Source organism: Roseateles sp. FW301-B2 (assembly GCF_058788955.1).
Window position 1 is genome coordinate 14,752 of the sequence record NZ_JBYTBE010000005.1, and the last position, 26,807, is coordinate 41,558.

The 26,807-nt window shown below is 68.5% G+C and carries 22 protein-coding genes; 13 read left to right on the plus strand and 9 right to left on the minus strand.

Annotated elements, in window-relative coordinates; all coding sequences use genetic code 11:
• Positions 1-2: 2 nt before the first annotated feature.
• Positions 3-2,426 carry a TonB-dependent receptor gene (locus tag AC3WQY_RS05170; RefSeq protein WP_492706384.1) on the minus strand — a complete coding sequence of 808 codons (2,424 nt, stop codon included), beginning with the start codon at positions 2,424-2,426 and terminating at the stop codon, positions 3-5.
• Positions 2,427-2,529: 103 nt separating this feature from the next.
• On the opposite strand from AC3WQY_RS05170, the gene AC3WQY_RS05175 reads away from it, so the two are divergent.
• The 3 genes from AC3WQY_RS05175 (at position 2,530) to AC3WQY_RS05185 (ending at position 4,016) form a co-directional block, all read left to right on the plus strand.
• A complete protein-coding gene (locus AC3WQY_RS05175; RefSeq protein ID WP_285233632.1) occupies positions 2,530-3,225 on the plus strand; it encodes a TetR/AcrR family transcriptional regulator in 696 nt (231 codons plus the stop codon).
• Positions 3,226-3,300: 75 nt separating this feature from the next.
• Positions 3,301-3,777: a VOC family protein gene (locus AC3WQY_RS05180; protein ID WP_492706387.1), complete on the plus strand. Its 477-nt coding sequence runs from the start codon at positions 3,301-3,303 to the stop codon at positions 3,775-3,777.
• A 32-nt stretch (positions 3,778-3,809) separates the two neighbouring features.
• Complete coding sequence (locus AC3WQY_RS05185; protein WP_285233630.1) at positions 3,810-4,016, plus strand: hypothetical protein; 207 nt, start codon at positions 3,810-3,812, stop codon at positions 4,014-4,016.
• A gap of 19 nt (positions 4,017-4,035) precedes the next feature.
• Here AC3WQY_RS05185 and AC3WQY_RS05190 read toward each other — a convergent pair whose 3' ends face one another.
• Genes AC3WQY_RS05190 through AC3WQY_RS05205 form a run of 4 tightly spaced genes read right to left on the minus strand, consistent with a single transcriptional unit; the run spans position 4,036 to position 8,110 of the window.
• Positions 4,036-4,248, minus strand: a complete 213-nt coding sequence (locus AC3WQY_RS05190; protein ID WP_492706389.1) for a cysteine-rich CWC family protein — start codon at positions 4,246-4,248, stop codon at positions 4,036-4,038.
• Complete coding sequence (locus AC3WQY_RS05195; RefSeq protein ID WP_492706391.1) at positions 4,245-5,786, minus strand: malonate--CoA ligase; 1,542 nt, start codon at positions 5,784-5,786, stop codon at positions 4,245-4,247. Before AC3WQY_RS05195 ends, AC3WQY_RS05190 begins: the two co-directional genes overlap by 4 nt.
• 7 nt (positions 5,787-5,793) lie before the next feature.
• Complete coding sequence (locus AC3WQY_RS05200; protein WP_285233627.1) at positions 5,794-6,789, minus strand: Bug family tripartite tricarboxylate transporter substrate binding protein; 996 nt, start codon at positions 6,787-6,789, stop codon at positions 5,794-5,796.
• A gap of 28 nt (positions 6,790-6,817) precedes the next feature.
• Positions 6,818-8,110: a malonyl-CoA decarboxylase domain-containing protein gene (locus AC3WQY_RS05205; protein WP_285233626.1), complete on the minus strand. Its 1,293-nt coding sequence runs from the start codon at positions 8,108-8,110 to the stop codon at positions 6,818-6,820.
• Positions 8,111-8,231: 121 nt separating this feature from the next.
• On the opposite strand from AC3WQY_RS05205, the gene AC3WQY_RS05210 reads away from it, so the two are divergent.
• Together AC3WQY_RS05210 and AC3WQY_RS05215 are read left to right on the plus strand one after the other, a co-directional pair.
• The gene (locus AC3WQY_RS05210; RefSeq protein WP_492706394.1) at positions 8,232-9,788 is read left to right on the plus strand and encodes a sigma-54 interaction domain-containing protein; all 1,557 of its coding nucleotides are present in this window, start codon (positions 8,232-8,234) and stop codon (positions 9,786-9,788) included.
• A 124-nt stretch (positions 9,789-9,912) separates the two neighbouring features.
• Complete coding sequence (locus tag AC3WQY_RS05215; protein WP_492706396.1) at positions 9,913-11,463, plus strand: methyl-accepting chemotaxis protein; 1,551 nt, start codon at positions 9,913-9,915, stop codon at positions 11,461-11,463.
• Here the strand turns inward: AC3WQY_RS05215 and AC3WQY_RS05220 are convergent.
• Positions 11,454-12,320, minus strand: coding sequence for a hypothetical protein (locus tag AC3WQY_RS05220; RefSeq protein WP_492706398.1), 867 nt, complete (start codon positions 12,318-12,320; stop codon positions 11,454-11,456). The genes AC3WQY_RS05215 and AC3WQY_RS05220 overlap by 10 nt on opposite strands.
• 273 nt (positions 12,321-12,593) lie before the next feature.
• Here AC3WQY_RS05220 and AC3WQY_RS05225 point away from each other — a divergent pair, with 273 nt between their 5' ends.
• The 6 genes from AC3WQY_RS05225 to AC3WQY_RS05250 all read left to right on the plus strand — a co-directional run bounded on the left by AC3WQY_RS05225 (position 12,594) and on the right by AC3WQY_RS05250 (position 18,414).
• Positions 12,594-13,784, plus strand: a complete 1,191-nt coding sequence (locus tag AC3WQY_RS05225; RefSeq protein WP_492706627.1) for a substrate-binding domain-containing protein — start codon at positions 12,594-12,596, stop codon at positions 13,782-13,784.
• A gap of 76 nt (positions 13,785-13,860) precedes the next feature.
• A complete protein-coding gene (locus AC3WQY_RS05230) occupies positions 13,861-14,619 on the plus strand; it encodes an ABC transporter ATP-binding protein (protein WP_492706400.1) in 759 nt (252 codons plus the stop codon).
• Complete coding sequence (locus AC3WQY_RS05235; RefSeq protein ID WP_492706402.1) at positions 14,616-15,353, plus strand: ABC transporter ATP-binding protein; 738 nt, start codon at positions 14,616-14,618, stop codon at positions 15,351-15,353. The genes AC3WQY_RS05230 and AC3WQY_RS05235 overlap by 4 nt, the downstream gene beginning before the upstream one ends.
• Positions 15,354-15,362: 9 nt before the next feature.
• Positions 15,363-16,394 (plus strand): branched-chain amino acid ABC transporter permease, encoded by a 1,032-nt coding sequence (locus AC3WQY_RS05240; RefSeq protein ID WP_492706404.1) that lies wholly within the window; start codon positions 15,363-15,365, stop codon positions 16,392-16,394.
• 11 nt (positions 16,395-16,405) lie between these two features.
• Positions 16,406-17,572, plus strand: a complete 1,167-nt coding sequence (locus tag AC3WQY_RS05245) for a branched-chain amino acid ABC transporter permease (protein WP_492706406.1) — start codon at positions 16,406-16,408, stop codon at positions 17,570-17,572.
• Positions 17,569-18,414 (plus strand): alpha/beta fold hydrolase, encoded by an 846-nt coding sequence (locus tag AC3WQY_RS05250; RefSeq protein WP_285233617.1) that lies wholly within the window; start codon positions 17,569-17,571, stop codon positions 18,412-18,414. The genes AC3WQY_RS05245 and AC3WQY_RS05250 overlap by 4 nt, the downstream gene beginning before the upstream one ends.
• 6 nt (positions 18,415-18,420) lie before the next feature.
• Here the strand turns inward: AC3WQY_RS05250 and AC3WQY_RS05255 are convergent, their stop codons facing one another.
• Together AC3WQY_RS05255 and AC3WQY_RS05260 are read right to left on the minus strand one after the other, a co-directional pair.
• Entirely contained in the window at positions 18,421-19,068 is a 648-nt protein-coding gene (locus AC3WQY_RS05255) for a calponin homology domain-containing protein (protein WP_285233616.1), read from the minus strand.
• 31 nt (positions 19,069-19,099) lie between these two features.
• On the minus strand, positions 19,100-19,612 hold the full coding sequence (locus tag AC3WQY_RS05260) for a response regulator (protein WP_285233615.1): 513 nt from the start codon (positions 19,610-19,612) through the stop codon (positions 19,100-19,102).
• 315 nt (positions 19,613-19,927) lie between these two features.
• On the opposite strand from AC3WQY_RS05260, the gene uvrA reads away from it, so the two are divergent.
• The gene (gene uvrA, locus AC3WQY_RS05265) at positions 19,928-25,579 is read left to right on the plus strand and encodes an excinuclease ABC subunit UvrA (protein ID WP_492706409.1); all 5,652 of its coding nucleotides are present in this window, start codon (positions 19,928-19,930) and stop codon (positions 25,577-25,579) included.
• Positions 25,572-26,408 (plus strand): SIR2 family NAD-dependent protein deacylase, encoded by an 837-nt coding sequence (locus tag AC3WQY_RS05270; RefSeq protein WP_492706411.1) that lies wholly within the window; start codon positions 25,572-25,574, stop codon positions 26,406-26,408. The genes uvrA and AC3WQY_RS05270 overlap by 8 nt, the downstream gene beginning before the upstream one ends.
• On the opposite strand, the gene AC3WQY_RS05275 is transcribed toward AC3WQY_RS05270, so the two are convergent.
• The gene (locus AC3WQY_RS05275; RefSeq protein WP_285233612.1) at positions 26,402-26,698 is read right to left on the minus strand and encodes a hypothetical protein; all 297 of its coding nucleotides are present in this window, start codon (positions 26,696-26,698) and stop codon (positions 26,402-26,404) included. The two genes, AC3WQY_RS05270 and AC3WQY_RS05275, sit on opposite strands and share 7 nt — an antisense overlap.
• Positions 26,699-26,807: the final 109 nt, after the last annotated feature.

The window sequence follows — 26,807 nt, forward strand, 5'->3', positions numbered from 1 at the left end:
GATCAGTAGGCCAGGCGCAGTTCCACAGACAAGGTGCGCGGCTTGGCCAGCGTGGCGTAGGCGGAGCCCAGCGGTGCGGACTCGTACCAGAGGCGGTTGATGTACTGCTTGTCGAGCAGGTTGGTGCCCAGCAGGCTCAAACCCCAGCGCTGGTCGGCGGCATCCCAGCCAATGCGGCCGTCCAGGCGCTGGCGCGCACCGCCGACGCGGAAGTTGGGCGTCTGCAGGCACAGGCCCTGGATCACCGATTCCTCGTTGCAGCGCGTGGCGCCCACATGGCTGGCCTGCAGGCTGGCGTGGGCCTGGCCGCTGAACGCGTTCCACAGCAGTTCGGCGCCCAGCGTGGCCTGCAGCCGCGGCGCGCCCGCGGGCTGGCCGGCCAGGTCGTGGCCGGCGCTGCTGCTGCCACGCCGGTAGGTCTGGTCCAGCCATTCGAGGTTGCCGTAGAGCTTGAGCGCGCGCGTCGCCTGCCAGCGCAGGTCGAGGTCCAGGCCATGGGCCTGCTGGTCGCTGATGCTGACCTGGTAGGCCGGGATGCCGCCGCCGGCGTCGGGCACCAGCTGCAGGGTCTGCAGATTGTTGTAGCGGTACTTGAACAGCGAGGCGCTGTAGCTCAGCCCGGTCGCCGGCCAGCCGCCCTTGGCGCCCAGCTCCAGGCTGGTGACCTTCTCGGGCGCGTAAAGCGAGTTGACCTGCAAGGTGTTGAAGCCGCCGGCCTGGTAGCCGCGCGTGAGCGAGCCGTAGAGCAGCAGGTCGCGATCGACGCGGTGGTCCAGCACCAGGCGCGGGCTGGCGTCGGTCCAGGCCTTCTTGCGCGTCAGTGCCGCGGCGCTGGCGCCGCTGGTGGCCACCAGCGCGTTGTTGCGCAGCGCGAACTGCATCAGGTCGGCCTGCTCCTGGCTGAGGGCGCCGGCGGCCACCATGGCCGGGAACAGCTGGGTGGCATCGAGCAGGGCGAGCTGCTCGTCGAGGGCGGCGGCGCTGCGCAAGGGGTTGAACCAGCTGAAGCGCTTGTCGTCGCGCGTCAGGCGCGCGCCGGTGGTGAGGCGGGTCTGCGGGCTCAGCTGCCAGATCACGTCGCCATAGAGGGCGATGGCCTTGAAGCGGCCCTCGTTGGTCATGGCCTCGCCCCAGGGCTTGCCCAGCACATCGACGCCGGGGATGCCGGCGGCCTCGGCCAGGGCATTGACGGTCTGGAACAGCGGCAGGCCGGCGACGTTGCCGAACAGCGTGTCGAGCGAGCTGGTGCTGGCGTCGACGAAGGCGGTCTGGCGCGCGCGCTCGCTGTAAAGGCTCAGGCCGGCCAGCCAGTCGGCCATGCCGCGCTTGCCGCTGAGGCGGAACTCCTGCTGCCAGCTGCTGTTGGCCTCCTCGTTGGTGGTGCTGAGGTAGAGCAGGGGGTTGGCCGTGCCGTCGTTGTCCTGCCGGTTGCGCGACGTGAAGTGGCGGTAGGCGGTGGTGGAGCTGAACTCGGCCCAGGGCAGCGAATGCTCGATGCGCAGGGTGGCGCCGTTGAAGTCGCGCGCCTCGCGGTCGCCAACCACGTCGTTGCGCAGCGCCGCCCGGCGCGGGTCGATGAAGCCGGCCGGGTCGGCCGGGAAGGTGGGCACCGTGCCGGCCTGGCCTTCTCGCACCACGCCAAAGGCCGGGCGGGCGCGCTGGTCCAGCTTCTCGTGCTCCAGGCTCAGCTGCGCCTTGGTGTCCTCGCTGGCGCGCCAGAGCAGGGCGGCGCGCAGGCCCCAGGCGTTCTCGCCGCCGGCGCGCTCGCCCGTGCCGGCATCGCGCCAGGCGCCATCGCCGCGCTGCGACACCAGGTTCACGCGCAGGGCCAGGTCTTGCCCGAGCGCGGTATTGCCCAGCAGCTCGGCGTGGCGCAGGCCATGCTCGCCCAGGCGTAGCGCCGCCTTGGCGCGGGTCGCGAATTCGGGATCGTTGGTGACGATGGAGATCGCGCCGCCGGCGCTGTTGCGGCCGAACAGCGTGCCCTGCGGGCCCTTCAGCACCTCGATGCGCTTCACATCGTTGAAGTTCAAGAGCGCACCGCCGGTCTTGCCGGTGTAGACCCCGTCCACATAGATGCCCACCGGCGAGTCGGTGCCGATGCCGAAGTCCTCGGTGCCGATGCCGCGCAGCGAGATGCGCGGCTGGGTGGCTTGCGTGGCGTCGATGGCAAGACCCGGCACATGGCTGGCCACGTCGCCGAGATTGGCCGCGCCCAGCTTCTTGAGCTGGTCGCCGCCCATCACCTGGATGGCGATGGGCACGCTCTGCAACTGCTGCACGCGCCCCTGGCCCGACACCACCACCTGCTCCAGCTGGGTGGGGGCGGCGTCGCCGGCCTGCTGGGCGCGGACCTGCGTCAGGCTCAGCAGGCCGAGCACGGCCAGGGCGATGTGACTGGGGCGATGGATTCCGGCTGTGCGCATCGAAGGTCTCCTGTTGTCATTTAATATAGCGATGACTATATTCATTCGACGCGACCCGCAGATGCGGGGAATCCCTGTCATTGGAGGAGGCTAGACTCCCGCCATGTCCACCGCCGACACCCTGTCCAAGCGGCGTGCCAAGCCGGCCCAAGAAGCCAGCGTTGGCGCTGCCCTACCCGATCTCGAGCTCAAGAAGGCGCCCTCGCAGCAGCGTGCCGTCGAGACCTATGAGCGCATCCTGGCCGCCTGTGCGGAGCTGCTGGGCGAGGTGGGCATCGAGCGGCTTTCCACCAATCTGGTGTGCCAGCGCGCCGGCATCTCGCCGCCGGCGCTGTATCAGTATTTCCCCAACAAGTACGCCATCCTCCACGAGCTGGGCATGCGCCTGATGACGGTGCAGAACGAGCTGCTCACGCCCTGGGCGGTGCCGGCGACCTTCATGCTGCCGGAGCCGGCCTTTGCCGGTAGCGTGGCCGAGCTGTTCCTGCAGACTATGGAGCTCACCGCCCATATGCCGGCCGGCGTGTGGGTGACGCGCGCGCTGCGCGCCGTGCCCTCGCTGCAGCATGTGCGCAACCGCTCGCACGACTTCGTCACCGACATGCTGCTCTTGCCCTTCATGGACGCGCACCCGCGTGCCAACCGGGCCCAGGCGCGCCTGACGATTCGCCTGGCCATCGACGCGCTCTACGCGGCGCAGGAGCTGTTGTTCGACGACCCCAGCCTGGACCCGCAGGCGGTGGCCGCCACCATGGCGGAGATGGTGGCGGGGCAGATGATGAGGCTGCGGCGCGGCTGAGCGCGCGCGGCGGCTGTTGTCGAAAGCGGCAGGCCTGGATCGTCGTGCCGAGACCATAGCCCGAAAGGATCTCCCATGGACAAGATCTCCCCTTGCCTCTGGTTCAACGGCGAGGCCGAAGCCGCGATGAACTTCTATCTCTCGGTGTTCAGGCGCAGCCGCTGCACCAACATCCTGCGCTGGGGCGAGGGCGGGCACGGCGTGCCGGGCTCGGTGCTGCTGGCCACCTTCGAGCTGGAGGGCCAGACCTTCAGCGCGCTGAACGGCGGGCCGCAATACCAGTTCACGCCAGCCATCTCGCTGTTCGTCAACTGCGACGACCAGGCCGAGGTGGACGAGGTCTGGGGCAAGCTGGTGGCGGCCGGCGGCCAGCCGGTGCAATGCGGCTGGATCACCGACCATTTCGGCGTCTCCTGGCAGATCGTGCCCCGGCAGGCCATGGCCCTGATGCACGACCCCGACCCGGCCAGGGCGGCGCGCGTGTTCCAGGCCATGATGCCCATGATCAAGCTGGATCTGGCAGACTTGCAGCGCGCCTACGACGGCGGCTGAGGCCGCGCCATGAGATCATGGGCGCGCAGCCCATGGAGGTCCCATTCATCATGCAGACCCTGGACGAAATGCTCGCGCTGAGCCTGCTCACGCCCGACCAGCATGCCGAGATCCACGCCTGGACCCGCCACGCCCGCTCGCCCGAACGCATCATGCAGATGCCGGCGCATCTGTGGCGGGCGCTGGAGCTGGCGGCGGTGCTGATGGACTTCGATGTGAGCCTGGCCAGCCACCAGTGAGGTAAAGGCCCGGCGCCCCTCAGCCCGCCGTGTGGCCCTGCTCGGCCTGCAGCTGCCTGAGGCAGGCGATGCACAGGCAGCGGCTGTATTGCTGCGCCAGCTGCTGGCGCAGCGCCTCGCCGAGCTTGAGCTCGAAGCAGTCGCAGTGCGCCTCCTGCGCACCGCAGTGAAAGGGCTGGCCGCAGCGCGGGCACCGATCGTCCAGCGCGGGGGGCGGTGTCGCGGCGCTCACGCGAACAGCCCCTTGTGCTGCTCGCGCAGCAGGTTCTTCTGCACCTTGCCCATGGTGTTGCGCGGCAGTTCGTTCACCAGATAGAGCTGCTTGGGCACCTTGAAGTTGGCGATCATGCGCTTGAGCTCGCCGATCAGCGCCGCCGGCTCCAGCTGCGCGCCGGGCTTGGGCACGACGATGGCGATCACGCCCTCGCCGAAGTCGGGATGCGGCACGCCCACCACGGCGGATTCGGCCACGCCGGGCATGTCGTTCAGATAGCCCTCGATCTCGGCCGGGTAGACGTTGTAGCCGCCGCTGATGATGAGGTCCTTGCTGCGGCCGACGATGTGCAGATAGCCGCGCGCGTCCTGCTTGCCCACGTCGCCGGTCTTGAACCAGCCGTCGGCGGTGAACTCCTCCTTGGTCTTCTCCGGCATGCGCCAGTAGCCTGCGAACACGTTCGGGCCCTTGACCTCGATATTGCCGATCTCGTCCACCGCGCAGAGTTCACCCGCGTCACTGTGCACGCGCACGCCCACGCCCGGCAGCGCCTGGCCCACGGTGCCGCCGACGCGTTCGCCCTCGTCGGGGAAATAGGGATTGGACGTCAGCATGATGGTCTCGCTCATGCCGTAGCGCTCCAGGATGGTGTGGCCCGTGCGGGTCTGCCAGTCGCGGAAGGTCTCCAGCAGCAGCGGCGCCGAGCCGCTGATGAAGAGCCGCATGTGCCGGCAGGCCTCGCGATCGAGTGCCGCTTCGGCCAGCATGCGCACATAGAGCGTGGGCACACCCATGAAGACGGTGGCCTCGGCAAAGCGCGCGATCACCGCCTTGGGTTCGAACTTGCCGTTGAACCACAGCATCTTGCTGCCGTTCAGCAGCGCGCCATGCGAGGCCACGAACAGGCCGTGCACATGGAAGATCGGCAGGGCGTGGATCAGCACGTCGTCGGCCTGCCAGCCCCAGTAATTCTTCAGCGTCAGCGCGTTGCTGAGCATATTGCCGTGCGAGAGCATGGCGCCCTTGCTGCGCCCGGTGGTGCCGCTGGTGTAGAGGATGGCGGCCAGCTCGTCGGCACGCTTGGTGGCGGGCGCGTGGCGGTCGCTCATCTGGCTGGCGCGGTCCAGCAGGGTGCCGCTGCGGTCGTCGTTGAGCGAGAACACGTAGCCGACGCCGGCCTGGAAGGCCAGCTTGCTGACCCAGCCGAACTGCTTGCCGGTGCACACCACCACCGCCGGCTCGGCGTTGGCGATGAAGTACTCGAGCTCGGCGGCCTGGTAGGCGGTGTTGAGCGGCAGATAGACATAACCCGCACGCAGCACGGCCAGGTAGAGCATCAGCGCCTCGACGCTCTTTTCGGTCTGCACCGCGACGCGGCTGCCCGGCGGCAGCTCCAGCGAGCCGAGCAGATTCGCCAGCATGGCGGTGCCGCGCTCGAGATCGCGCCAGCTGTAGCTGAGCCCCTCGCCATCGGCACATTCGATCGCCACCGCGTCGAGATCGGCGGGGAAGGCCGCGCGCAGGGCGGCAAAAAGGTTCGCGTTCTTGGTCTTCATGTCCGCTTCAATCCAGTTTCGCTCCAGAGGACTTCACCACCTCCGCCCAGCGCAGGGTTTCGCTGTGCACGAACTTTCCGAAGGCGTCGCCATAGAGGGTGGGCAGTTCGGCGCCGAGGCCGGTCCAGGTGGCCTTGATCTCGTCCGCCGCATAGGCCTTCTTCAGCTCGGCCTGCAGGCTGGCCACCACCTCCTTGGGCGTGCCCTTGGGGGCCCACAGGCCGTACCAGGTGGCCACCTGGTAGGTGGGCACGCCGCCCTCGGCCGCGGTGGGCACGTCGGGGAAGCCGGGGGCGCGCTTGGCCGAGGCCACCGCCAGCGCCTTCACGCGGCCGTTCTTGATATGGGCCGCGGAGCTGCCCAGGCCGTCGAACATCAGGTCCACCTGGCCGGCGATCAGGTCCTGCAGGGCCGGGCCGGCGCCGCGGTAGGGGATGTGGGTGATGAAGGTCTTGGTCTGCAGCTTGAACAGCTCGCCCGCCAGATGGTGCGAGGTGCCGTTGCCGGCGCTGGCGTAGTTGAGCTTGGCGGGGTTCTTGCGGATGAATTCCAGCAGGCTCTTGAGGTCGGTGGCGGGCACGTTCTTGGGGTTCACCACGATCACCTGGGGCACGCTGGAGACCAGGGCCACCGGCACGAAGTCCTCCTCCAACCGGTATTCCAGCTTCGGGTACATGGCCGGCGCGATCGCATGGTGCACCGCGCCCATGAAGAAGGTGTAGCCATCGGGCGCGGCCTTGGCGGCCAGGGTGGCCCCGACGGTGCCGCCGGCGCCGCCCTTGTTGTCGATGATGAACTGGCGGCCGGTCTGCTTGGTCAGCTGCGCCGTCAGCGGGCGCGCGAAGGCGTCGGTGCCGCCGCCGGCGGGGAAGGGCACGACGATGGTGACCGGCTTGGTGGGCCAGGTCTGCGCCTGTGCCGCCGGGCCGAACGTGCCAAGAACGCCAACAGCGCCCAGCCCCAGCGCCTGCAGCAAGCGTGCAAGGAAAGTGATCCTGATCATCTTGTCTCCTGTCTCGGTCTTGTTGGAATCAGAGCAGCGCCGCGACGGCGCGCGAGTACGCGATCTCGCCCTGGGTGAAGGCCTCGTGATGGCCCTCGATCTTGGCCAGGTCGTAGAGATAGTTGACCATCATGCCGCAGGATTGCTGCAGGCCCTTGGGTGCGCGGTTGCCCATCCAGTTGATGCGTTCGAGCCTCGCACCGTTGTCGAGGTGGAAGCGCGCCACCGGGTCGCCGTCGGGCAGGGCGGTGCAGGCCAGCAGGTAGGCGGCGCACAGGCGTTGCAGGGCCGCTTGCGCCTCGCCGTCCAGCGCGGCCAGGGGCTGCAGCTGGCTCAGCCGGGCCCACTCGCCGCCGCAGGCCTGGCGCAGCAGCTCGCGCGCCGCGCGCAGCCGCTCGAGCTGGGGCTTCTTCAGCAGCGGCGCGAAGGCCTCCAGCGCCGGCTCGGTGCGCAGCCAGGCCAGCAGGCCGGGGATGGGCGAGAGCGTGCAGAAGGTCTTGAGCCTGGGGATCTCGCGCTGCAGATGCTCGGCCACGCGCTTGATGAGGAAGTTGCCCAGCGAGACGCCGCGCAGGCCGGGCTCGCAATTGCTGATCGAATAGAACACCGCGACCTTGAACTTGCTGGGCTCCATGGTGGCGCTGGCCTTGTCGATCAGCGGCGCGATGCCGGCGGGCATGTCGGGCAGCAGGGCCACCTCGACGAAGATCAACGGCTCCTCGGGCAGCTGCGGATGGAAGAAGGCGAACAGGCGGCGGTCGGGCTGCAGGCGGCGGCGCAGATCGTCCCAGCCGTCGATCTCGTGCACGGCCTCGTGGCGGATGATCTGCTCGAGCAGCTGGGCCGGCGAGTTCCAGTCGACCTGGCGCATCTGCAGAAAGCCGGGGTTGAACCAGGAACTGAACAGATGCAGCAGGTCGGCCTCGACGCAGCGCCACTCGGGGTGGCTGCTCAAGCCCCCGAGCAGGCTGCGGCGCAGGCGCACCAGCAGACCGGTGGCGCCGGGCGCGCGATTGAGGCGCCGGAACAGCTCCTGGCGCGGCGGCTCGCTCACGCGCGTGAGCTGCAGCAGGGCGCGCGCGTTGGGCGTGGCCGCATAGGCCTGGGCGGCCGCCAGCACCGCCTGCGGGTCGGGGTTGAAGTCCTGCGCCAGGCGCTCGAACAGCTGCGCCAGCGCATCGGGCGGCAGGCGCGCAATCTTGCCGAGCAGCTCGCGCGCCAGCGCCAGGCTGTTGGCCTCGCCGCGTTCGCTCAGCAGTTTGTGGGCCAGGATCAGCACCTGGCGCTGCGCCCTCGGGCTGGCGGGTGGCAATGCGCTCATGAGCGCATTTATAGAGGAAGGTGCGCGGCGGCGGCTACGGGCTGATACGGTGGCCGCGCTGTCCATGTGGCTGCTACATTGAATGCCCGCTGTAAACCCGCTGTAAATCCACCTCTCCGCCATGAGCCTGAACGCGCCCGTCGCCACGTTTCCCCAGGATGCCGATGGTGTGCTGAAGCTGGCCGCGCAGTCCATGTTCGAAGTGCTGGCCGGCGCCACCGAGGGCATGATGGTGGTGGACCGCCAGCACCGCATCGTCTGGATCAGCGATGGCTACAAGCGCTTTCTGCCCGCGCTGGGTTTCGGCAGCGAGACCGAGTTCGTCGGCCGCCGCGTCGAGGAGGTGGTGCCCAACAGCCTGATGGGTCAGGTGATCGACAGTGGCAAGCCCATCCTCGTCGACCTGATCAGCAACCAGTCGGGCACTTTCCTGGTGAGCCGCCTGCCGCTGCGCGACGAGGCCGGCGCCGTCATCGGCGGCCTGGGCTTTGTGCTGCTGGACCATCCCGAGACCAATATGCAGCCGCTCATGAGCAAGTTCGGCCGCATGCAATCGGAGCTGGAGGAAACGCGCCGCCAGCTGGCAGCCGAGCAGAGCAAGGCGCGCCGGCCCAAGCACACCATCGCCAGCTTCATCGGCGCCAGCCCGGCGGCGCTGGAGGTCAAGCGCCAGGCGCGCCGTGCGGCGCAGAGCCAGGCCACCGTGCTGCTGCTGGGCGAGACCGGCACCGGCAAGGAGCTGCTGGCCCATGCCATCCATGCCGCCTCGCAGCGCAGCCACAAGCCGCTGGTGAGCATCAATATCGCCGCCGTGCCCGACACCTTGCTGGAGGCCGAGTTCTTTGGCGTGGCGCCGGGCGCCTACACCGGCGCCGACCGCAAGGGCCGCGACGGCAAGTTCCGCCTCGCCGACGGCGGCACCCTGTTCCTGGACGAGATCGGCGATATGCCGCTGCCGCTGCAGAGCAAGCTGCTGCGCGTGCTGCAGGAGCAGGAGTTCGAGCCGCTGGGCAGCAACCAGGTCATCAAGGTGGATGCGCGCGTGATCGCCGCCACCAGCCGCGACCTGCAGGCGATGGTGGCACGCGGCGAGTTCCGCGCCGACCTGTACTACCGCCTCAATGTGCTGCCCATCCTGGTGCCGCCGCTGCGCGAACGCCTGGGCGATCTGGAGGCCCTGGTCGACACCTTGATGGACGACATCGCGCGCCGCAGCGGCATGGCGCACAAGATGCTCAGCGCGGGCGCGCTGGAATGGCTGCAGCAGCGGCCCTGGCCCGGCAATATCCGCGAGCTGCGCAATGTGCTGGAGCAGGCCAGCCTGATGAGCGACGAGAGCGTGCTGGACGAGGCCAGCTTCGCCGCCTATGCCCAGCCCGGGCCCCTGCCGCTGGGCGGGCCGGCGCAGGCACCATCCGCGCCGGCAGCGCCCGCGGCACGGACGGCGGCCGCCGAGCCCGCGGCGCGCGCTGCCGCTGCCGGCGAGACCCTGCGCCCCTTGCCCGAGCTGATCGCCCAGGTGGAGCGCGACGCCATCGCGCAGGCGCTGAGCCTCACCGGTGGCAACCGCCTCGCCGCGGCCCGCCTGCTGCAGATCTCGCGGGCCTCTCTTTACGAGCGCCTGACGCGCTGGCCGGAGCTGGGGCTGGCGTGGAAAAACACCGCAATTGCCCAATAGATTAGCGCCCGCTGATTAAAGCATTCCTGCACCGCGGGTGCTTGTTCCGTAGCCACGGTTGGAGCGATAGTTGTCTGGTCGCTCAAGCGGCGTGACGAGCTCCAACCACAAGCAGGAGACGGATATGGGCAAGCTGATGTTGGCGACGCGTCTGCGTCTGGCCGTGGTGTTGGTGCTGATGGCTTTCGTGCTGGTGATCGGGCTGCTCAGCTCGCGTGCCGCGGACAGCCTGCTCTCGGTCAAGATGACCACCACGGTGGAGCAGGTCAACGCGGCCGAGAAGATCGCGCGCAGCTATGCCGACAAGGCGCGGGCCGGCGCGCTCGGCGAGGCCGAGGCCAAGGCCGCCGCGGCGGCCGAGATCGGCAAGATCCGCTACTCGGGCAACGAGTACATCTGGATCAACGACATGGGGCCGCGCATGGTCATGCACCCCATCAAGCCCGAGCTGAACGGCCAGGATCTCGGCAGCAACAAGGACCCCAAGGGCAAGCTGCTGTTCGTCGAGTTCGTCAAGACGGTGCGCGCCGAGGGCGCCGGCTATGTCAACTATCTCTGGCCCAAGCCCGGTGCCAGCGAGCCCGAGCCCAAGCGCTCCTATGTGATGGGTTTCGAGCCCTGGGGCTGGGTGCTGGGCTCGGGCGTCTATGTGGACGACGTGGCCGCGGTGAGCCGCCGCGACGCCATCTTCACGCTGGGCCTGGTGGTGGTGGCCGGCGTGGCCGCGCTGCTGGGGGTGGAGGTGTTCGTGCGCAGCCTGCGGCGGCGGCTGGGCGCGATGCGCGACCTCATGCATGCGGTGGCCGGCGGCGACCTGAGCGGCCATATCGACGCCGGCCAGGCCGACGAGATCGGCCAGGTGCTGGGCGAGGTGCTGGCGATGCAGCGGCGCCTGACCGAGCTGGTGCAGGGCATACGCGAGGCCACCGCCTCGATCGGCACCGCCTCCAGCGAGGTGGCGCTCGGCAGCCAGGATCTCTCCACCCGCACCGAGCAGGCGGCGGCCAATCTGCAGCAGACCGCAGCCTCGATGCAGGAGCTGGTGCAGCAGGTGCGGCATTCCACCGAAGCGGCGCAGCAGACCAATGCGCTGGCCGATCAGGCCGCCGGGCAGGCGCGCCAGGGCGCGGCGGTGATGAGCGAGGTGGTGTCCACCATGGACGGCATCTCCAGCGCCAGCCGCAAGATCTCCGACATCATCGCGGTGATCGACGGCGTGGCCTTCCAGACCAATATCCTGGCGCTGAATGCCGCGGTGGAGGCGGCCCGCGCCGGCGATCAGGGGCGTGGCTTCGCGGTGGTGGCCTCGGAGGTGCGCAGCCTGGCGCAGCGCTCCGCGCAGGCGGCCAAGGAGATCAAGAGCCTGATCATGGATTCGGTCGAGCGCGTCAACTCCGGCACCCAGCAGGTCGGGCGCGGCGGCCAGTCCATGGACGACATCCTGCATGCGGTGCAGCGCGTCAGCACCACGGTCAACGAGATCAGCGAGTCCAGCCTGGGCCAGGCCGACGGCATTGCCCAGGTGAATCAGGCAGTCGCCAATCTCGACACCATGACGCAGCAGAACGCCGCGCTGGTGGAGCAGACCGCGGCCGCGGCGGAGTCGCTCAAGCAGCAGGCGGCCTCGCTCACCGAGCTGGTGTCGGTGTTCAAGATCGCGCCCGCCTACTCCTGATCGCGCAAGTCCATCGCGCGGCGTACCGTGGCGGCCTTGAAGCGGGCCCAGCCCGCCGCATCCATCGGACGGCTGGCGATGCGGCTGAGCCGGAAGCTCTGCCAGTCGGGGTTGTCGGGCAGCGCATGCTCGAAGCGCTCGATCAAGCGGTCCTTGGCATTCACCCACAGCCAGCCCTGGATGCCGCGGAAGGCGGGGCCGCCGACCTCGTACTTGAGGCAGGGCACCTCGTCGAGCCGCTCCTCCCCGAGGTAGCGGAAGCTGGCCCTGCCCTTGTCGACGAAGCCGCCCTCCTGCACGCCGCCCTCGGGCTTGAAGCGAGTCTTGAGGAAGTCGAAATCGGGGTCGATGATGCCGACCTCGAAATCGCGCCGCGGGTTCTTCAAATGCGGCAGCGTCGCATTGAAGCCGCTCAGGTCGAAGTTGTAGAGATGCGCCGGCAGGTGGCTGAGCTGCACCGGCAGCTGCGCCTTGGCCACGCCGGCCACCAAGCGCCGCGGGCCCTCGGCCTTGAGCGCCATCTGCAGGCGCGGCGCGCCCTGCTCGAGGCGGTTGTAGGAGCGCATATGCGTCTCGGTGAGGGTGCGCGCATCGAGCTCGGCCGCTACCAGGGCCAGGTATTGCCCATCGGCCTCGACCTTCAGCACCTCCAGCTTCAGCGGTGTGGCGAAGTGGATGGACAGCAGCAGGCGCTTGCTGCCGTCGAGATTGGACTTCAGGTAATGCACGACGCGGTTGCGCGGGCCCTGGGTGGGCTGGTAGGCGTAGTCGGCCAGCGAGTCGCCGCCTTCCTGGGCGCGGATCGTGGCACTGCAAGCCAGCAGCAGGGCGGCCAGACAGGTTTGGAATGCTTTCATGGGTAGTTGTATGAAAGTAAGGCAGTGTCTGGATTCGAGGCAAAACACCGCACCTGCGGCTGTCGATATTCCGGTCAACCGGCCCGGCGACCGGCCAGGCGGTGCACTGTTCGCACAATATCCGCTGCCGGCCGATGCCGGATGCGCTTTTTGCGCCTGCTTTCTAAGTGTTTGCCCGGGGCGTGCTTCCATGGGCATGGGGCTTGCAATACAAGCGGGTACCGAGCCATCAACAAGGCCCCGCAGCGGGCACAGGAGACAAGCAGCATGCCGATGATCACGCGACGAGTGTTGGGCCTCTCGGCCATGGGTCTGGCTTGCCTGGCCAGCCCGGTATGGGCACAGGCCGGCAAGGAAATCCGCATCGCCCATGTCTACAGCAAGACCGGGCCGCTGGAAGCCTATGGCAAGCAGACCCAGATCGGTTTCATGATGGGCCTGGACTACGCCACCCAGGGCACCATGACGGTGGCCGGCAAGAAGATCGTGGTGATCGAGAAGGACGACCAGGGCAAGCCCGATGTGGGCAAGAGCCTGCTGGCCGCCGCCTATGGCGACGACAAGGCCGACCTGGCCGTCGGCCCCAGCTCCTCCGGCGTGGCGCTGGCGCTGCTGCCGGTGGCCGAGGAATACAAGAAGATCCTGCTGGTGGAGCCGGCCGTGGCCGACGCCATCACCGGCGAGAAGTGGAACAAGTACATCTTCCGCACCGGCCGCAACAGCTCGCAGGACGCGATCGCCAACGCGGTGGCGCTGGACAAGCCGGGCGTGACGATCGCGACGCTGGCGCAGGACTATGCCTTTGGCCGCGACGGCGTGAAGGCCTTCAAGGAGGCCCTCAAGACCGCCAAGATCACGCATGAGGAATACCTGCCCACCAGCACCACCGACTTCACCGCCGGTGCGCAGCGCCTCATCGATGCGCTCAAGGACAAGCCGGGCCGCAAGGTCATCTTCATCATCTGGGCCGGCGGCGGCAACCCCTTCAAGATCGCCGACCTGGACCTGAAGCGCTATGGCATCGAGATCGCCACCGGCGGCAACATCCTGCCGGCGATGACGGCCTACAAGCAGTTCCCCGGCATGGAGGGCGCGGCCTACTACTACTTCGGCATGCCCAAGAACCCGGTCAATGAATGGCTGGTGGCGAATCACTACAAGCAGTTCAAGGCGCCGCCCGACTTCTTCACCGCCGGCGGCATGAGTGCCGCCATCGCGGCGGTGGAAGCGCTGAAGAAGACCGGCGGCGACACCAACACCAACAAGCTCATCAAGTCCATGGAAGGCATGAGCTTCGAGACGCCCAAGGGCAAGATGAGCTTCCGCGCCGAGGATCACCAGGCCATGCAGTCGATGTACCACTTCAAGATCAAGGTGGATCCGGCCTTTGCCTGGGGCGTGCCCGAGCTGGTGCGCGAGATCAAGCCGGAAGAGATGAACGTGCCGATCCGCAACAAGCGCTAGGCCTTCGTTCAACCGCCCCATGCTGTACCGGTGGCCGGCCTGGCTGCCGGCCCCCTCACGCCCCGACGGACTTGCCGTGCTTGAAACCCGTGACCTCACCATCCGCTTCGGCGGCCATGTGGCGGTGGACCATGTGTCCTGCGCCTTCGCGCCCGGCAGCCTGACGGCCATCGTCGGCCCGAATGGCGCCGGCAAGACCACCTACTTCAATCTGATCTCGGGCCAGCTGCGCGCCACCGAGGGTCAGGTCTTGCTGGACGGCGAGGACCTCACCGCGCTGAGCGCGCCGCTGCGCACCCGGCGCGGCCTGGGCCGGGCCTTCCAGCTCACCCAGCTGTTCCCGCACCTGCCGGTGCTGGAGAACGTGCGGCTGGCGGTGCAGGCGCGGCGCGGCATCGGGCTGAAGATGCTGTCGGTCTGGCTGCACCATCGCGACCTCATCGACGAGGCCATGGCCATCCTGGCCCAGGTGCGGCTGGCGGAGAAGTCATCGGCCATCGCCGCGGCCCTGCCGCATGGCGATCAGCGCAAGCTCGAGGTGGCGATGCTGATCGCCCTGCAACCCAAGGTCTATATGTTCGACGAGCCCACCGCCGGCATGAGCGTGGACGAGGTGCCGGTGATCCTGGACCTGATACGCGAACTCAAGGCCCAGGGCCAGCACACCATCCTGCTGGTGGAGCACAAGATGGACGTGGTGCGCGAGCTGGCGGACCGCATCATCGTGCTGCACAACGGCCAGCTGGTGGCCGATGGCGACCCCGCCGAGGTGATCGCCTCGCCGGTGGTGCAGAACGCCTATCTCGGCGTCGCTCCGGAAGAGGTGGCGGCATGACGTCCTCCTTGCTCAGCCTGCAAGGCGTCCATACCCATATCGGCGCGTATCACATCCTGCATGGCGTCGATCTCGAAGTGCCGGCCGGCCAGCTCACCATGCTCTTGGGCCGCAATGGCGCGGGCAAGACCACCACGCTGCGCAGCATCATGGGCCTGTGGCAGGCCAGCCAGGGTCAGGTCCTGTTCGATGGCCAGCCGATCCAGGCGCTGGCCACGCCCGAGATCGCGCAGCGCGACATCGCCTATGTGCCCGAGAACATGGGCATCTTCGGCGACCTGACGGTGCGCGAGAACCTGCTGCTGGCGGCGCGCCGCGCGCGTTCGCTCAAGGAGCTCGACACCACGCGCCTGGACTGGCTGTTCACGCTCTTCCCGGCGCTGAAGAAGTTCTGGCTCTATCCGGCCGGCAAGCTGAGCGGCGGGCAGAAGCAGATGCTGGCGATCGCGCGCGCGCTGATCGAGCCACGCCGCCTGCTGCTGATCGACGAGCCCTCCAAGGGCCTGGCCCCGGCCATCATCCTGAACCTGATCGCGGCGCTCAAGGAGCTCAAGGCCACCGACACCACGGTGCTGCTGGTGGAGCAGAACTTCATGGTCGCCAAGGCGCTGGGCGACCGCGTCGCGGTGATGGACAACGGCCGCGTCGTGCATGCCGGCGCGATGGCCGAGCTGGCCGCCGACGAGGCGCTGCAGCAGCGCCTGCTGGGCCTCTCGCTGGCCGCACACCAATAAGGGCTTGCCATGATTACCCGTACCTTGCCCACCACCCCTGCCCAGGCCGCTGAACCGGTGCCGCAGGCGCGCTTCGACAAGCTGCCCCTGCTGCTGCTGGCCGGCCTGATGCTGGCCGCCCTGCCGCTGATCGGCAGCGCCAGCAGCTGGGCCACGCTGACCGTGGCCGGCCTGGCCATGGGCCTGATCATCTTCATCATCGCCTCGGGCCTGACCCTGGTGTTCGGTCTGATGGACGTGCTGAACTTCGGCCACGGCGTCTTCATCGCCCTGGGCGCCTTCGTGGCCACCACGGTGATGGGTGCGATGGGGGCCTGGACCGACAACCCCTCGCTGCTGGCGAACCTGGTGGCGGTGGGCACGGCCTGCCTGGCCGGCATGCTGGCCGCCGCGGCGCTGGGCCTGGTGTTCGAGCGCGTGATGGTGCGGCCGGTCTACGGCATGCACCTGAAGCAGATCCTCATCACCATGGGCGGCATGATCATCGGCGAGGAGCTGATCAAGGCCGTCTGGGGGCCGCAGCTGATCGCGATGCCGCTGCCGGAAGGCCTGCGCGGCTCGCTGCTGTTCGGCGATGTCGCGGTCGAGAAGTTCCGCCTCGTCGCGGTGGTGCTGGGCCTGCTGGTGTTCATGGCCCTGCTGCTGGTGCTCAACCGGACCAAGCTGGGGCTGCTGATACGCGCCGGCGTGCAGGACCGCGAGATGGTGGAGAGCCTGGGCTATCGCATCAAGCGCCTGTTCGTGGGCGTGTTCGTGGGCGGATCGGCGCTGGCGGGGCTGGGCGGCGTGATGTGGGGCCTCTACCAGCAGGGCGTGACGCCGCAGATCGGCGGCCAGGTCAACACCCTGATCTTCATCGTCATCATCATCGGCGGCCTGGGCTCCACCCTGGGCTGCTTCGTCGGCGCGCTGGCGGTGGGCCTGATGGCCAACTACTGCGGCTTCCTGGCGCCCAAGGTGGCGCTGTTCTCCAATATCGCGCTGATGGTGGCGGTGCTGCTGTGGCGGCCGCAGGGCCTCTATCCCGTCACCAACCGTTGAGGCCCGCCGTCATGTTCAAAGCCCTCCTGTCTCACGATCTGCCGCGCAGCAAGCTGCTGGCCCTGGCCCTGGCCATCGCGGTGCTGGGCCTGGCGTTCACGCCCTTCATCTTCCCGGGCACCAAGGCGCTCAATGTGGCGGCCAAGATCATGGTCTTCATCGTGCTGGTGGCCAGCTACGACCTGCTCCTGGGCTACACCGGCATCGTCAGCTTTGCCCACACCATGTTCTTCGGCATCGGCGCCTATGGGGTGGCGATCGCCAGCACCCGCATGGGGCCGGGCTGGGAGGCGGTGGCCCTGGGCCTGGGTGGCGCGCTGCTGGCCTCGCTGCTGCTCTCGCTGGTGATCGGCCTGTTCTCGCTGCGGGTGAAGGCGATCTTCTTTGCCATGATCACGCTGGCGGTGGCCTCGGCCTTCATGACCCTGGCCTCGCAGCTCTCTGACTTCACCGGCGGCGAGGACGGCCTGAGCTTCAAGGTGCCCGAGGCCCTGCAGCCCGGCACCGAGTACCTGGAAGAGCCCTTCCTCGGCGCCAGCATCGACGGCCGCTTCCTCAGCTACTACCTGCTCTTCGTCGCCACCGTGGCGCTGGTGCTGCTGATGCTGCGCATCGTCAACTCGCCGTTCGGCCGCGTGCTGCAGGCGATACGCGAGAACGATTTCCGCGCCGAGGCGATCGGCTACCGCAGCGTGGTCTACCGCACGCTCTCGAACGTGCTGGCGGCCCTGTTTGCCTGCGCCGCCGGTGCGCTGTTGGCGCTCTGGCTGCGCTACAACGGCCCCGACACCTCGCTGGCCTTTGAGCTGATGCTGGACATCCTGCTGATCGTGGTGATCGGCGGCATGGGCACGATCTACGGCGCGGTGATCGGCAGCGTGCTGTTCGTGCTGGCGCAGAGCTATCTGCAGGACCTGATGAAGCTGGGCGCCGACCGGCTCGTCGACGTGCCGCTGCTCTCGCAGCTGATCTCGCCGGACCGCTGGCTGCTCTGGCTGGGCCTGCTGTTCGTGCTCTCGGTCTACCACTTCCCCAGCGGCATCGTCGGGCGGCTGCGCCTGCGCGCGATGCTGCATGAGCCAACGACGGGCCGTTCCCGAGTTGGCTCAACCCCCCCGGGGGGCGGCGGCGGGCCTTTGCCGCCGCCTGGGGGCTCGGTCAACAAGGAGTCCTCATGAGCGGCTTCAGTTCCAACTACCTGCGCTGCGCCGGCCGCGAGATCCACTACACCGAATGGGGCAGCGAGCATCAGGAGGTGGTGATCGCCTGGCATGGCCTGGCGCGCACCTGCCGCGACATGGACGAGCTGGCCGCGCACCTGAGCCGCCGCTACCGCGTGATCTGCCCCGACACCATCGGCCGCGGCCTCTCGGAGTGGAGCCCGGAGCCCGGGCGCGAGTACTGCCTGGCGTTTTATGTGCGCGTCGCGCTGGAGCTCATTGATCAGCTCGGGCTGGGCCAGTTCCACTGGGTCGGCACCTCGATGGGAGGCGCCATCGGCACGCTGGCCGCGGCGGGGCCGCTGCGCGGCCGCATCCGCCGCCTGGTGCTGAACGACAACGGCCCCTCGCTGGCCGCGCCCGCGCTGGAGCGCATCAAGTCCTATGCCGGCAATCCGGCGGCCTTTGCCACGGTGAGCGAGCTGGAGCAGTATTTCCGCTCGGTCTACAAGCCCTATGGCTGGCTCAGCGATGCGCAATGGCGCCGCCTCACCGAGACCTCGACGCGGCGCCTGCCCGATGGCCGCGTGACCCCGCATTACGACCCGGCGATGGTGCGCCAGTTCATCGACCATCCCGACGACTACGAACTCTGGGAGGCCTGGGACAGCCTGGACCTCCCGGTGCTGTGCCTGCGCGGCGCGGACTCCGACCTGCTGCTGGCCGAGACCGCCGAGGCCATGCGCAGCCGCGGCCCGCGCGCGGTGGTGGCCACCATCGCGGGTTGCGGCCATGCGCCGGCGCTGAATGTGCCGGCCCAGCTCGATCTGGTGGAACGCTTTCTCGACGCCGGGGCCTGAGAAAGCTCAGCTGCCGTTGACGTTGACCTTGCCCTCGGCCTGGCACATCGCCACCGGCTGCGGCACCTGGCCATCGAACTTGGTGAGCCAGCAGTCGTCGAACACCGAGCAGTAGCAGGCTTCGGCGCTGAGGTGCTGGCGAGCTGCGTCGGTTGCAGCCCACAGCCGCTGCCCCGCTGCGTTGCTTTTGTCGGGAAGCACCCAGTTGAACAACTCGCGCACCCGCCCAGCCACCAGTACGTCGCCAGCAATCGAGCCGGTCATGGTGCTGTTGAGGTTGATCGAGTCGACGCCGATGTCCTTGGCCGCTGCCTTGATGACATCGCGCGCACTCTTGAGCGGCTCGCCCTTGTAGCGCAACTCCATCCAGACCACTCGTGCCGGCCCGGTGCCGGCGTTCTCCACCGTGTAGATGAGGGTGGCATTGCCCTTGCCGTCCGAGTTGCTGGTGCCCCATTGCAGGATCGGCGTCGACCCCGCCCGCACCAGCTTGGCGTTCTGCTCCACCAGCGCGCTCATGGTGGCACTGGTGCGGAAGGCCGAGACCAGGGCGGCGCCGGCGCTCAGCACCATGCTCAGGGCCACGGCAATCTGGAACCAGCGTGGGCCCTGGTCGGCGCCGGGCGGTTTGGGAATCTTGGGCAGCTCGATCACATCCACTCCTCATCGGGAGCGGCGATGATACTCAGCTGCTTTGCGGCATCGCGACCCAGCGCCCCAGGCGCAGGCGCAGCGACACGAAGTCCAGCGGCTTGGTGAGATGCTCGTCCATGCCGGCAGCCAGGCTGGCCTGCACATCGCTGTCCAGCGCATGGGCGGTGAGCGCCAGGATGGGGAAGCGCGCCAGCTCGCCGGCGCCCTGCAGGGCGCGCAGGCGGCGTGCACATTCCAAGCCGTCCATGCCGGGCATCTGGATGTCCATCAGCACCAGATCGGGCGCGGCCTCGGCGCACAGCTGCAGCGCCTCCAGGCCGTTGTTGGCGAGCCGGGTCTGCAAGCCCATCAGGGCCAGGAACTCCAGCGCCACCACCTGGTTGATCGGGTTGTCTTCCACCAGCAGGATGGTGGGCACCGTCCGCGCGGGCGCGGGCTCGTCCAGCCCCGAGCGCTCCGTGTCGGCAAAGCCGTCGCCGCCGTCCTGCTGCATCAGCAGGATGGTTGCGGGCTCAGCGGGCAGGGAGGGAATCGCTGATGTCATGACAGATGGCCTACTGCATGCCAGCGGTCGGGCTGGCCGTTGTTTGTTTTTTTGCTTGCTACGCTTCCCGGAAGGCCTGGAGGCAGGGTCCGTGTTTACCCTTGATTGTCGTCCAGAACCGCCGGGGCCATTGTTGCCCCCGCCCGGGCCCGCTGGCAATGCACGCGAAGGCCTTCAAGAAGGGGTCTTGACAGACGGTCTTGCAGGGCCGCCGAGCGGCAAATTGTGTTTTGAAGGGTATTCGGCCTCCTGACATTTTCGTGTCGCCTGCCTCCATAGAATGTCCGGTCCCCATCCCTAGCAGGCTGCTCCAGCATGTCCGAAGGCACGATCCGAATCCGCGGCGCCCGCCAGCACAACCTCAAGAACCTCGACCTGGATCTGCACACCGGCGAGCTGACGGTGGTGACCGGGCCCAGCGGCTCGGGCAAGTCCAGCCTGGTGTTCGACACGCTCTACGCCGAGGGCCAGCGCCGCTATGTGGAGACCTTCTCCGCCTATGCGCGCCAGTTCCTCGACCGCATGGACCGCCCGGCGGTGGACAAGGTGGACGGCGTGCCGCCCGCCATCGCGATCGACCAGACCAACCCGGTGCGCACCTCGCGCTCCACGGTGGGCACGATGACGGAGCTGAACGATCACCTCAAGCTGCTGTTCGCGCGCGCCGCCTCGCTTTACGACCGCAAGACCGCGCTGCCGGTGCGGCACGACACGGCGCAGACGATTTACGCCGAGCTGATGGCCCGAACGGCAACGTCTGACCCCCGCCTGGTGCTGAGCTTTCCGGTCGAGCTGCCAGCCAACACCAGCAGCGAGCAGGTGCAGCAATGGCTGTCGGCCAGCGGCTTCACGCGCATCCAGGCCGAGCGCCAGGTGGGCGATCGCAAGATCCTCGACGTGGTGGCCGATCGCTTCCGTATGCAGGGCGCCGACAAGCAGCGCGCGATGGAGGCGATCGAGCTTTCGCTCAAGCGCGGCGGTGCGCGCCTGAATGTTTATGTCATGCCGGCGGAGGAGGGCGTCGAGCCCGAGCTCTGGCGCTACTCCACCGGCCTGCATTGCCCCGACAGCGATCTGCGCTACCAGGAGCCGCAGCCGCCGCTGTTCTCCTTCAATTCGGCCATGGGCGCCTGCGAGACCTGCCGCGGCTTCGGCCGCGTGATCGGCGTGGACATGGGTCTGGTGATTCCCGATGAGCGCAAGACCCTGCGCAATGGCGCGATCAAGCCGCTGCAGACGCCGGCCTGGAAGGAATGCCAGGACGATCTGATCAAGTACGCCGGCGAGGCCGGCATCCCGCGCGACACCGCCTGGAGCCAGCTCAGCGAGGCCCAGCGCGACTGGGTGGTGGGCGGCACGCCCAACTGGAAGGGCAGCTGGAACAAGCAGTGGTATGGCGTCAAGCGTTTCTTCGAGTACCTTGAGAGCAAGGCCTACAAGATGCACATCCGCGTGCTCTTGTCCAAGTACCGCAGCTATACCGAATGCCCGGCCTGCCGCGGCGCGCGCCTGAAGACCGAATCGCTGCTCTGGCGCGTCGGCTCCAAGGCGCTGGCCGATGCCGCCCTGCCGGCCGCGCAACGCGTGATGCCCGCGGGCGTGGATTGGGACCGCGGCCAGCTTGAGGCCCTGGAGGGCCTGTGCCTGCACGACCTGATGCAGCTGCCCATCCACCGCCTGCGCCGCTTCATGGACGAGCTGCAGCTGCCCAGCACCATGCTGGACGAGGCCTTGAAGCTGCTGCTGGACGAGATCCGCAACCGCCTCAAATACCTCTGCGATGTGGGCATCGGCTACCTGACGCTGGACCGCCAGAGCCGCACGCTGTCCGGCGGCGAGGTGCAGCGCATCAACCTCACCACCGCGCTGGGCACCTCGCTGGTGAACACCCTCTTCGTGCTGGATGAGCCCAGCATCGGCCTGCATCCGCGCGACATGAACCGCATCGTGCAGGCCATGCAGCGCCTGCGCGATGCCGGCAACACCCTGGTGGTGGTGGAGCATGACCCGGCCGTGATGCTGGCGGCCGACCGCCTCATCGACATGGGCCCGGGCCCGGGCGAGAAGGGCGGCGCCATCGTGTTCGACGGCACGCCCGAACAGATCCGCTCGGCCGACACCCTCACCGGTGCCTACCTGGGTGCGCGCAAGCAGGTCGGCATGGGGCTCAAGCGCATCGTCGAGGCCAGCACGCCGCGGCTGATCCTGGAAGGCGTGCGCGAGCACAACCTCAAGAACGTCAGCGTCGAGTTCCCGCTGCAGCGCATGGTGGTGGTGACGGGCGTGTCGGGCTCGGGCAAGAGCTCGCTGATGCAGGACGTGCTCTACCCGGCGCTGGCGCGCCATTTCGGCCAAGCCACCGAGACGCCCGGCGCGCACGACCGGCTGCTGGGCGCCGATTGGCTCGCGGACGCGGTGTTCGTCGACCAGTCCCCCATCGGCAAGACCGCGCGATCCAACCCGGCGAGTTATGTCGGCGCCTTCGACGAGATCCGCAAGCTGTTTGCGGATGCGCCGGTGGCGCGCGAGCGCAGCTACAGCGCCGGCATGTTCAGCTTCAATGCCGGCGATGGCCGCTGCGCCACCTGCGGCGGTTCGGGCTTCGAGCATGTGGAGATGCAGTTCCTCTCCGACGTCTACCTGCGCTGCCCCGATTGCGACGGGCGCCGCTACCGCGCCGAGATGCTGGATGTGAAGCTGTCGCTTGGCGAGCGCGAGTTGAGCGTCGCCGATGTGCTGGACCTCACCGTCAGCGAGGCGGTGCAGCTCTTCAAGGACAGCCGCGAGGTGCTGGTGAAACTGCAGCCCATCGTCGACGTGGGCCTGGAATACATCAAGCTGGGCCAGCCCGTGCCCACGCTCTCGGGCGGCGAGGCGCAGCGTTTGAAGCTGGCCGGCTTCCTGGCCGAGGCGGCCAGCGGCAAGGCGCGCCAGGCGGTCGCCAGGAAGGGCACGCTGTTCCTGTTCGACGAGCCCACCACCGGCCTGCATTTCGACGACATCGCCAAGCTCATGCGCGCGATGCGCAAGCTGCTCTCGGCCGGGCATTCGCTGATCCTGATCGAGCACAACCTCGACGTGATACGCGCGGCCGATTGGCTGATCGACCTCGGCCCCGAGGGCGGCGAGGACGGTGGCGAGCTGGTCTGCCAGGGCACGCCCGAGGAGGTGCGCGAGCACCCGCATTCGCACACGGCCCAGGCCCTGCGCGAGTACGCCCTGCACATGGACCGCCCGGCCATGAAGGTCGAGGAGGGCCGCCCGCTGCAGAGCCTGGTGCGCGCCAAGCGCCGTGCCACGGAAGAGGCGATCCGTATCGTCAACGCGCGCGAGCACAACCTCAAGTCGCTGGACGTGAGCATCCCGCGCGGCAAGTTCAATGTCATCACCGGGGTCTCGGGTTCGGGCAAATCGACCCTGGCCTTCGACATCCTCTTCAACGAGGGCCAGCGCCGCTACCTGGAGTCGCTCAATGCCTATGCGCGCTCCATCGTGCAGCCGGCCGGCCGGCCCGAGGTCGATGCGGTGTGGGGCATCCCGCCCACGGTGGCGATCGAGCAGCGCCTCTCGCGCGGCGGCCGCAAGAGCACGGTGGCCACCACCACCGAGGTCTGGCATTTTTTACGCCTGCTCTATGTGAAGCTAGGCGTGCAGCATTGCGTGCACGACGGCATGCCGGTGAAGCCGCAGAGCGTCGAATCCATCGCCGCCCAGCTGCTGCGTGACTACCGCGGCCAGCACATCGGCCTGCTGGCCCCGCTGGTGGTGAACCGCAAGGGCCTTTACACCGACCTGGCCAAATGGGCCAAGGCGCGCGGCCACAGCCATTTGCGCGTGGACGGCGAGTTCCTGCCCACCGCCCCCTGGCCGCGCCTGGACCGCTTCAAGGAGCACACGCTGGAGCTGCCGGTGGGTGATCTGATCGTCAGCGTGGACAAGGAGGCCGAGTTGCGCGAGCTGCTCGCCAAGGCGCTGGACCATGGCAAGGGCGTGCTGCATGTGCTGGCGCCGCTGGACGAGCTGAAGGCGGCCATTGCCGGCGGCCGCTCCACCGCGGCGATCGGCCAGGTGAAGGTGTTTTCCACCAAGCGCGCCTGCCCGGCCTGCGGCACCAGCTATCCCGAGCTGGACCCGCGCCTGTTCTCCTACAACAGCAAGCATGGCTGGTGCGGCAGCTGCGTGGGGACAGGTCTTGCCCTCACGCGCGAGCAACGCAAGGCGCTGGACGAGTCGCTGCAGGACAAGGACAACCGCGGCCGCGAGCAGAGCTTCCCGGCCGAGGAGGCCGAGATCGAGGGCCTGGCCGACCAACCCTGCCCGGACTGCCAGGGCTCGCGCCTGAACCCGACCGCGCGTTCGGTCACCTTCGAGGCCCAGGCCATCTCCACGGTGGCCTCCTGGAGCGTGGGCGAGGCGCGCGCCTGGGTCGAGGGCCTCACGCTTCATGGCCGTGATGCCGACATCGCCCGCGACGTGGTGAGCGAGATCAAGGGCCGGCTGGAATTCCTGGAAGAGGTGGGCCTGGGCTATCTGACCCTGGACCGCGCCGCGCCCACGCTCTCGGGCGGCGAGGCGCAGCGCATCCGCCTGGCGGCGCAGCTGGGCTCGAACCTGCAGGGCGTCTGCTATGTGCTGGACGAGCCCACCATCGGCCTGCACCCGCGCGACAACCAGATCCTGCTCAAGGCCCTGGGCACGCTGGGCGACAAGGGCAACACCCTGGTGGTGGTGGAGCACGACGAGGACACCATACGCCGCGCCGACCACATCATCGACATCGGCCCCGGCGCCGGCAAGCGCGGTGGCCATGTGGTGGCGCAGGGCACGGTGGCCCAGCTCTCGGCGGCGGCCGATTCGGTCACCGGCCGCTTCCTGGCGCGGCCGCTGATCCACCCGCTGCAGGCACGTCGCGAGATTGACCCTGCAGCGCCCAAGCTCAGCATCCTGAATGCCAGCCTGCACAATCTGCGCCGCGTCACCGTGGATGTGCCGCTGCACCGGCTGGTGGCGGTGACGGGCGTGTCGGGCTCGGGCAAGAGCACGCTGGCGCGCGATGTGCTGCTGGCCAATATGGCCCAGGCCGTGCCGCTGCGGCGCGCGCCGAATGCCTGGATCGGCTGCGAGGGCATCGAGGGCCATGCGCAGGTGGACCGCGTACTGGAGGTGGACCAGACCCCGATCGGCAAGACCCCGCGTTCCTGCCCGGCCACCTATATCGGTTTCTGGGACGCGATCCGCAAGCTCTTCGCCGAGACCCTGGAGTCCAAGGCGCGCGGCTATGCGGCCGGGCGTTTCTCCTTCAACACCGGCGAGGGCCGCTGCCCCGGCTGCGAGGGCCAGGGCATGAAGACCATCGAGATGAGCTTCCTGCCGGATGTGAAGGTGCTGTGCGACCAATGCCATGGCCAGCGCTTCAACCCCGAGACGCTGAACGTCAGCTGGAAGGGCAAGAGCATCGGCGATGTGCTGGCCATGGAGGTGGACGAGGCGGTGGAGTTCTTTGCCGCCATGCCCTCCATCGCCCATCCGCTGCAGCTGCTCAAGGATGTGGGCCTGGGCTATCTGACCTTGGGCCAGCCCTCGCCCACGCTCTCGGGCGGCGAGGCGCAGCGCATCAAGCTGGTGAGCGAGCTGGTCAAGGTGCGCGACGATGTGGCGCGCCGCGGCCAGAAGGCGCCGCACACCTTGTACGTGCTGGACGAGCCCACCGTGGGCCTGCACATGGCCGATGTGGAGCGCCTCATCCGCGTGCTGCACCGCCTGGTGGCGGGCGGGCATTCGGTGGTGGTGATCGAGCATGACCTGGACGTGATCGCCGAGGCCGACTGGGTCATCGACCTGGGCCCCGAGGGCGGCACGGCCGGCGGCGCGGTGGTGCTGGCCGGCACGCCCGAGGCGCTGGTGCGAAGCGGCAGCCATTCGGGTGTGGCGCTCAAGCCGGTGCTGGCGCGCGTGGCGCATGCCTGAGGAGGCCTTGCTGGCCCACGCGGCCGAGCTGGTGGAGCAGGCCGATCTGCTGGTGATCGCCGCCGGCGCCGGCATGGGCGTGGATTCCGGCCTGCCGGACTTCCGCGGCACGGCGGGCTTCTGGCAGGCCTACCCGGCCTTGTCAGCGGCCGGCATCGATTTCTACAGCATCGCCAACCCGGCCAGCTTTGCCGCGCGGCCGCGTCTGGCCTGGGGCTTTTACGGCCACCGGCTGGCGCTGTACCGGCGCACCCGGCCGCACGAGGGCTTCCAGATCCTGCGCGAATGGGGCGCGCGCACCGAGCGTGGCGCCATCGTCTACACCAGCAATGTGGACGGGCAGTTCCAGCAGGCCGGTTTCGAGCCCGGCCAGATCTGGGAATGCCATGGCTCGCTGCTGCAGCTGCAATGCACGCGGCCCTGCGGCGCGGCGATCTGGCCGGCCGAGGGCTTTGTGCCCGAGGTCGATGAGGCGCGCTGCGAGCTGCTCAACGAGCTGCCGCTGTGCCCGCATTGCGGTGCGCTGGCGCGGCCGAATGTGCTGATGTTTGGCGATGAGGCCTGGGTCGATGCGCGCGAGCGGGCACAGGCCCTCGAGGTGGGGCGCCGGCTTGCGGCGGCCAGGAAGCCGCTGGTGATCGAGCTCGGCGCCGGCACGGCGGTGCCCTCGGTGCGCCAGTTCGGCCAGCATGTGCTGCAGCGCCTGCGCGGGCGTTTGCTGCGCATCAATCTGCGCGAGCCACGGGTGCCAAGTTCGGCGGATGTGGGCCTGGGCATGGGCGCGCTGCAGGCCTTGCGCCTGATCGCTGCGCGCATCGGCGCTCAGTGAGGCTTGCTGGGCGGCTTGCCGTTGAATTCCTTGGGCCGGTAGACATTGCCGTCCCAGAGATCGTCGTCGGTGGTGCGCTTGGCGCGGTTGATCGCATCCATCGCGGCCTCATGGGCGGCACGGCGGCGTTCGCGGGAATTGAAGCGGCGTGAGCCCAAGGCGAACAGGCGGTCGCGGTAGCCGCTCAGCCAGGCTTCGAGCCGCCGCTGCTGCGCCCGCCCCAGGCACATGTGCAAGGCCAGTGCGAGGCAGATGAGCAGACCGACGCTGGCAACGAGCTTGGCAAACATGGATGGGCTGAGCGCACGGGCTCGAGCCCCGGCGCGGGGCTCGATGGACGCAGTGTGCCACCGGCGGGTGGCCTTGAGTCGCGATGCTAGGCCCCCCGTCCGGGGGGCG

Bases quoted from the DNA above. Each gene is read 5' to 3' on its own strand.
- AC3WQY_RS05170 (WP_492706384.1), bottom strand. From the start codon at position 2,426: ATGCGCACAGCCGGAATCCATCGCCCCAGTCACATCGCCCTGGCCGTG.
- AC3WQY_RS05175 (WP_285233632.1), top strand. From the start codon at position 2,530: ATGTCCACCGCCGACACCCTGTCCAAGCGGCGTGCCAAGCCGGCCCAA.
- AC3WQY_RS05180 (WP_492706387.1), top strand. From the start codon at position 3,301: ATGGACAAGATCTCCCCTTGCCTCTGGTTCAACGGCGAGGCCGAAGCC.
- AC3WQY_RS05185 (WP_285233630.1), top strand. From the start codon at position 3,810: ATGGAGGTCCCATTCATCATGCAGACCCTGGACGAAATGCTCGCGCTG.
- AC3WQY_RS05195 (WP_492706391.1), bottom strand. From the start codon at position 5,786: ATGAAGACCAAGAACGCGAACCTTTTTGCCGCCCTGCGCGCGGCCTTC.
- AC3WQY_RS05200 (WP_285233627.1), bottom strand. From the start codon at position 6,789: ATGATCAGGATCACTTTCCTTGCACGCTTGCTGCAGGCGCTGGGGCTG.
- AC3WQY_RS05205 (WP_285233626.1), bottom strand. From the start codon at position 8,110: ATGAGCGCATTGCCACCCGCCAGCCCGAGGGCGCAGCGCCAGGTGCTG.
- AC3WQY_RS05210 (WP_492706394.1), top strand. From the start codon at position 8,232: ATGAGCCTGAACGCGCCCGTCGCCACGTTTCCCCAGGATGCCGATGGT.
- AC3WQY_RS05215 (WP_492706396.1), top strand. From the start codon at position 9,913: ATGGGCAAGCTGATGTTGGCGACGCGTCTGCGTCTGGCCGTGGTGTTG.
- AC3WQY_RS05220 (WP_492706398.1), bottom strand. From the start codon at position 12,320: ATGAAAGCATTCCAAACCTGTCTGGCCGCCCTGCTGCTGGCTTGCAGT.
- AC3WQY_RS05225 (WP_492706627.1), top strand. From the start codon at position 12,594: ATGATCACGCGACGAGTGTTGGGCCTCTCGGCCATGGGTCTGGCTTGC.
- AC3WQY_RS05235 (WP_492706402.1), top strand. From the start codon at position 14,616: ATGACGTCCTCCTTGCTCAGCCTGCAAGGCGTCCATACCCATATCGGC.
- AC3WQY_RS05240 (WP_492706404.1), top strand. From the start codon at position 15,363: ATGATTACCCGTACCTTGCCCACCACCCCTGCCCAGGCCGCTGAACCG.
- AC3WQY_RS05245 (WP_492706406.1), top strand. From the start codon at position 16,406: ATGTTCAAAGCCCTCCTGTCTCACGATCTGCCGCGCAGCAAGCTGCTG.
- AC3WQY_RS05250 (WP_285233617.1), top strand. From the start codon at position 17,569: ATGAGCGGCTTCAGTTCCAACTACCTGCGCTGCGCCGGCCGCGAGATC.
- AC3WQY_RS05260 (WP_285233615.1), bottom strand. From the start codon at position 19,612: ATGACATCAGCGATTCCCTCCCTGCCCGCTGAGCCCGCAACCATCCTG.
- uvrA (WP_492706409.1), top strand. From the start codon at position 19,928: ATGTCCGAAGGCACGATCCGAATCCGCGGCGCCCGCCAGCACAACCTC.
- AC3WQY_RS05270 (WP_492706411.1), top strand. From the start codon at position 25,572: ATGCCTGAGGAGGCCTTGCTGGCCCACGCGGCCGAGCTGGTGGAGCAG.
- AC3WQY_RS05275 (WP_285233612.1), bottom strand. From the start codon at position 26,698: ATGTTTGCCAAGCTCGTTGCCAGCGTCGGTCTGCTCATCTGCCTCGCA.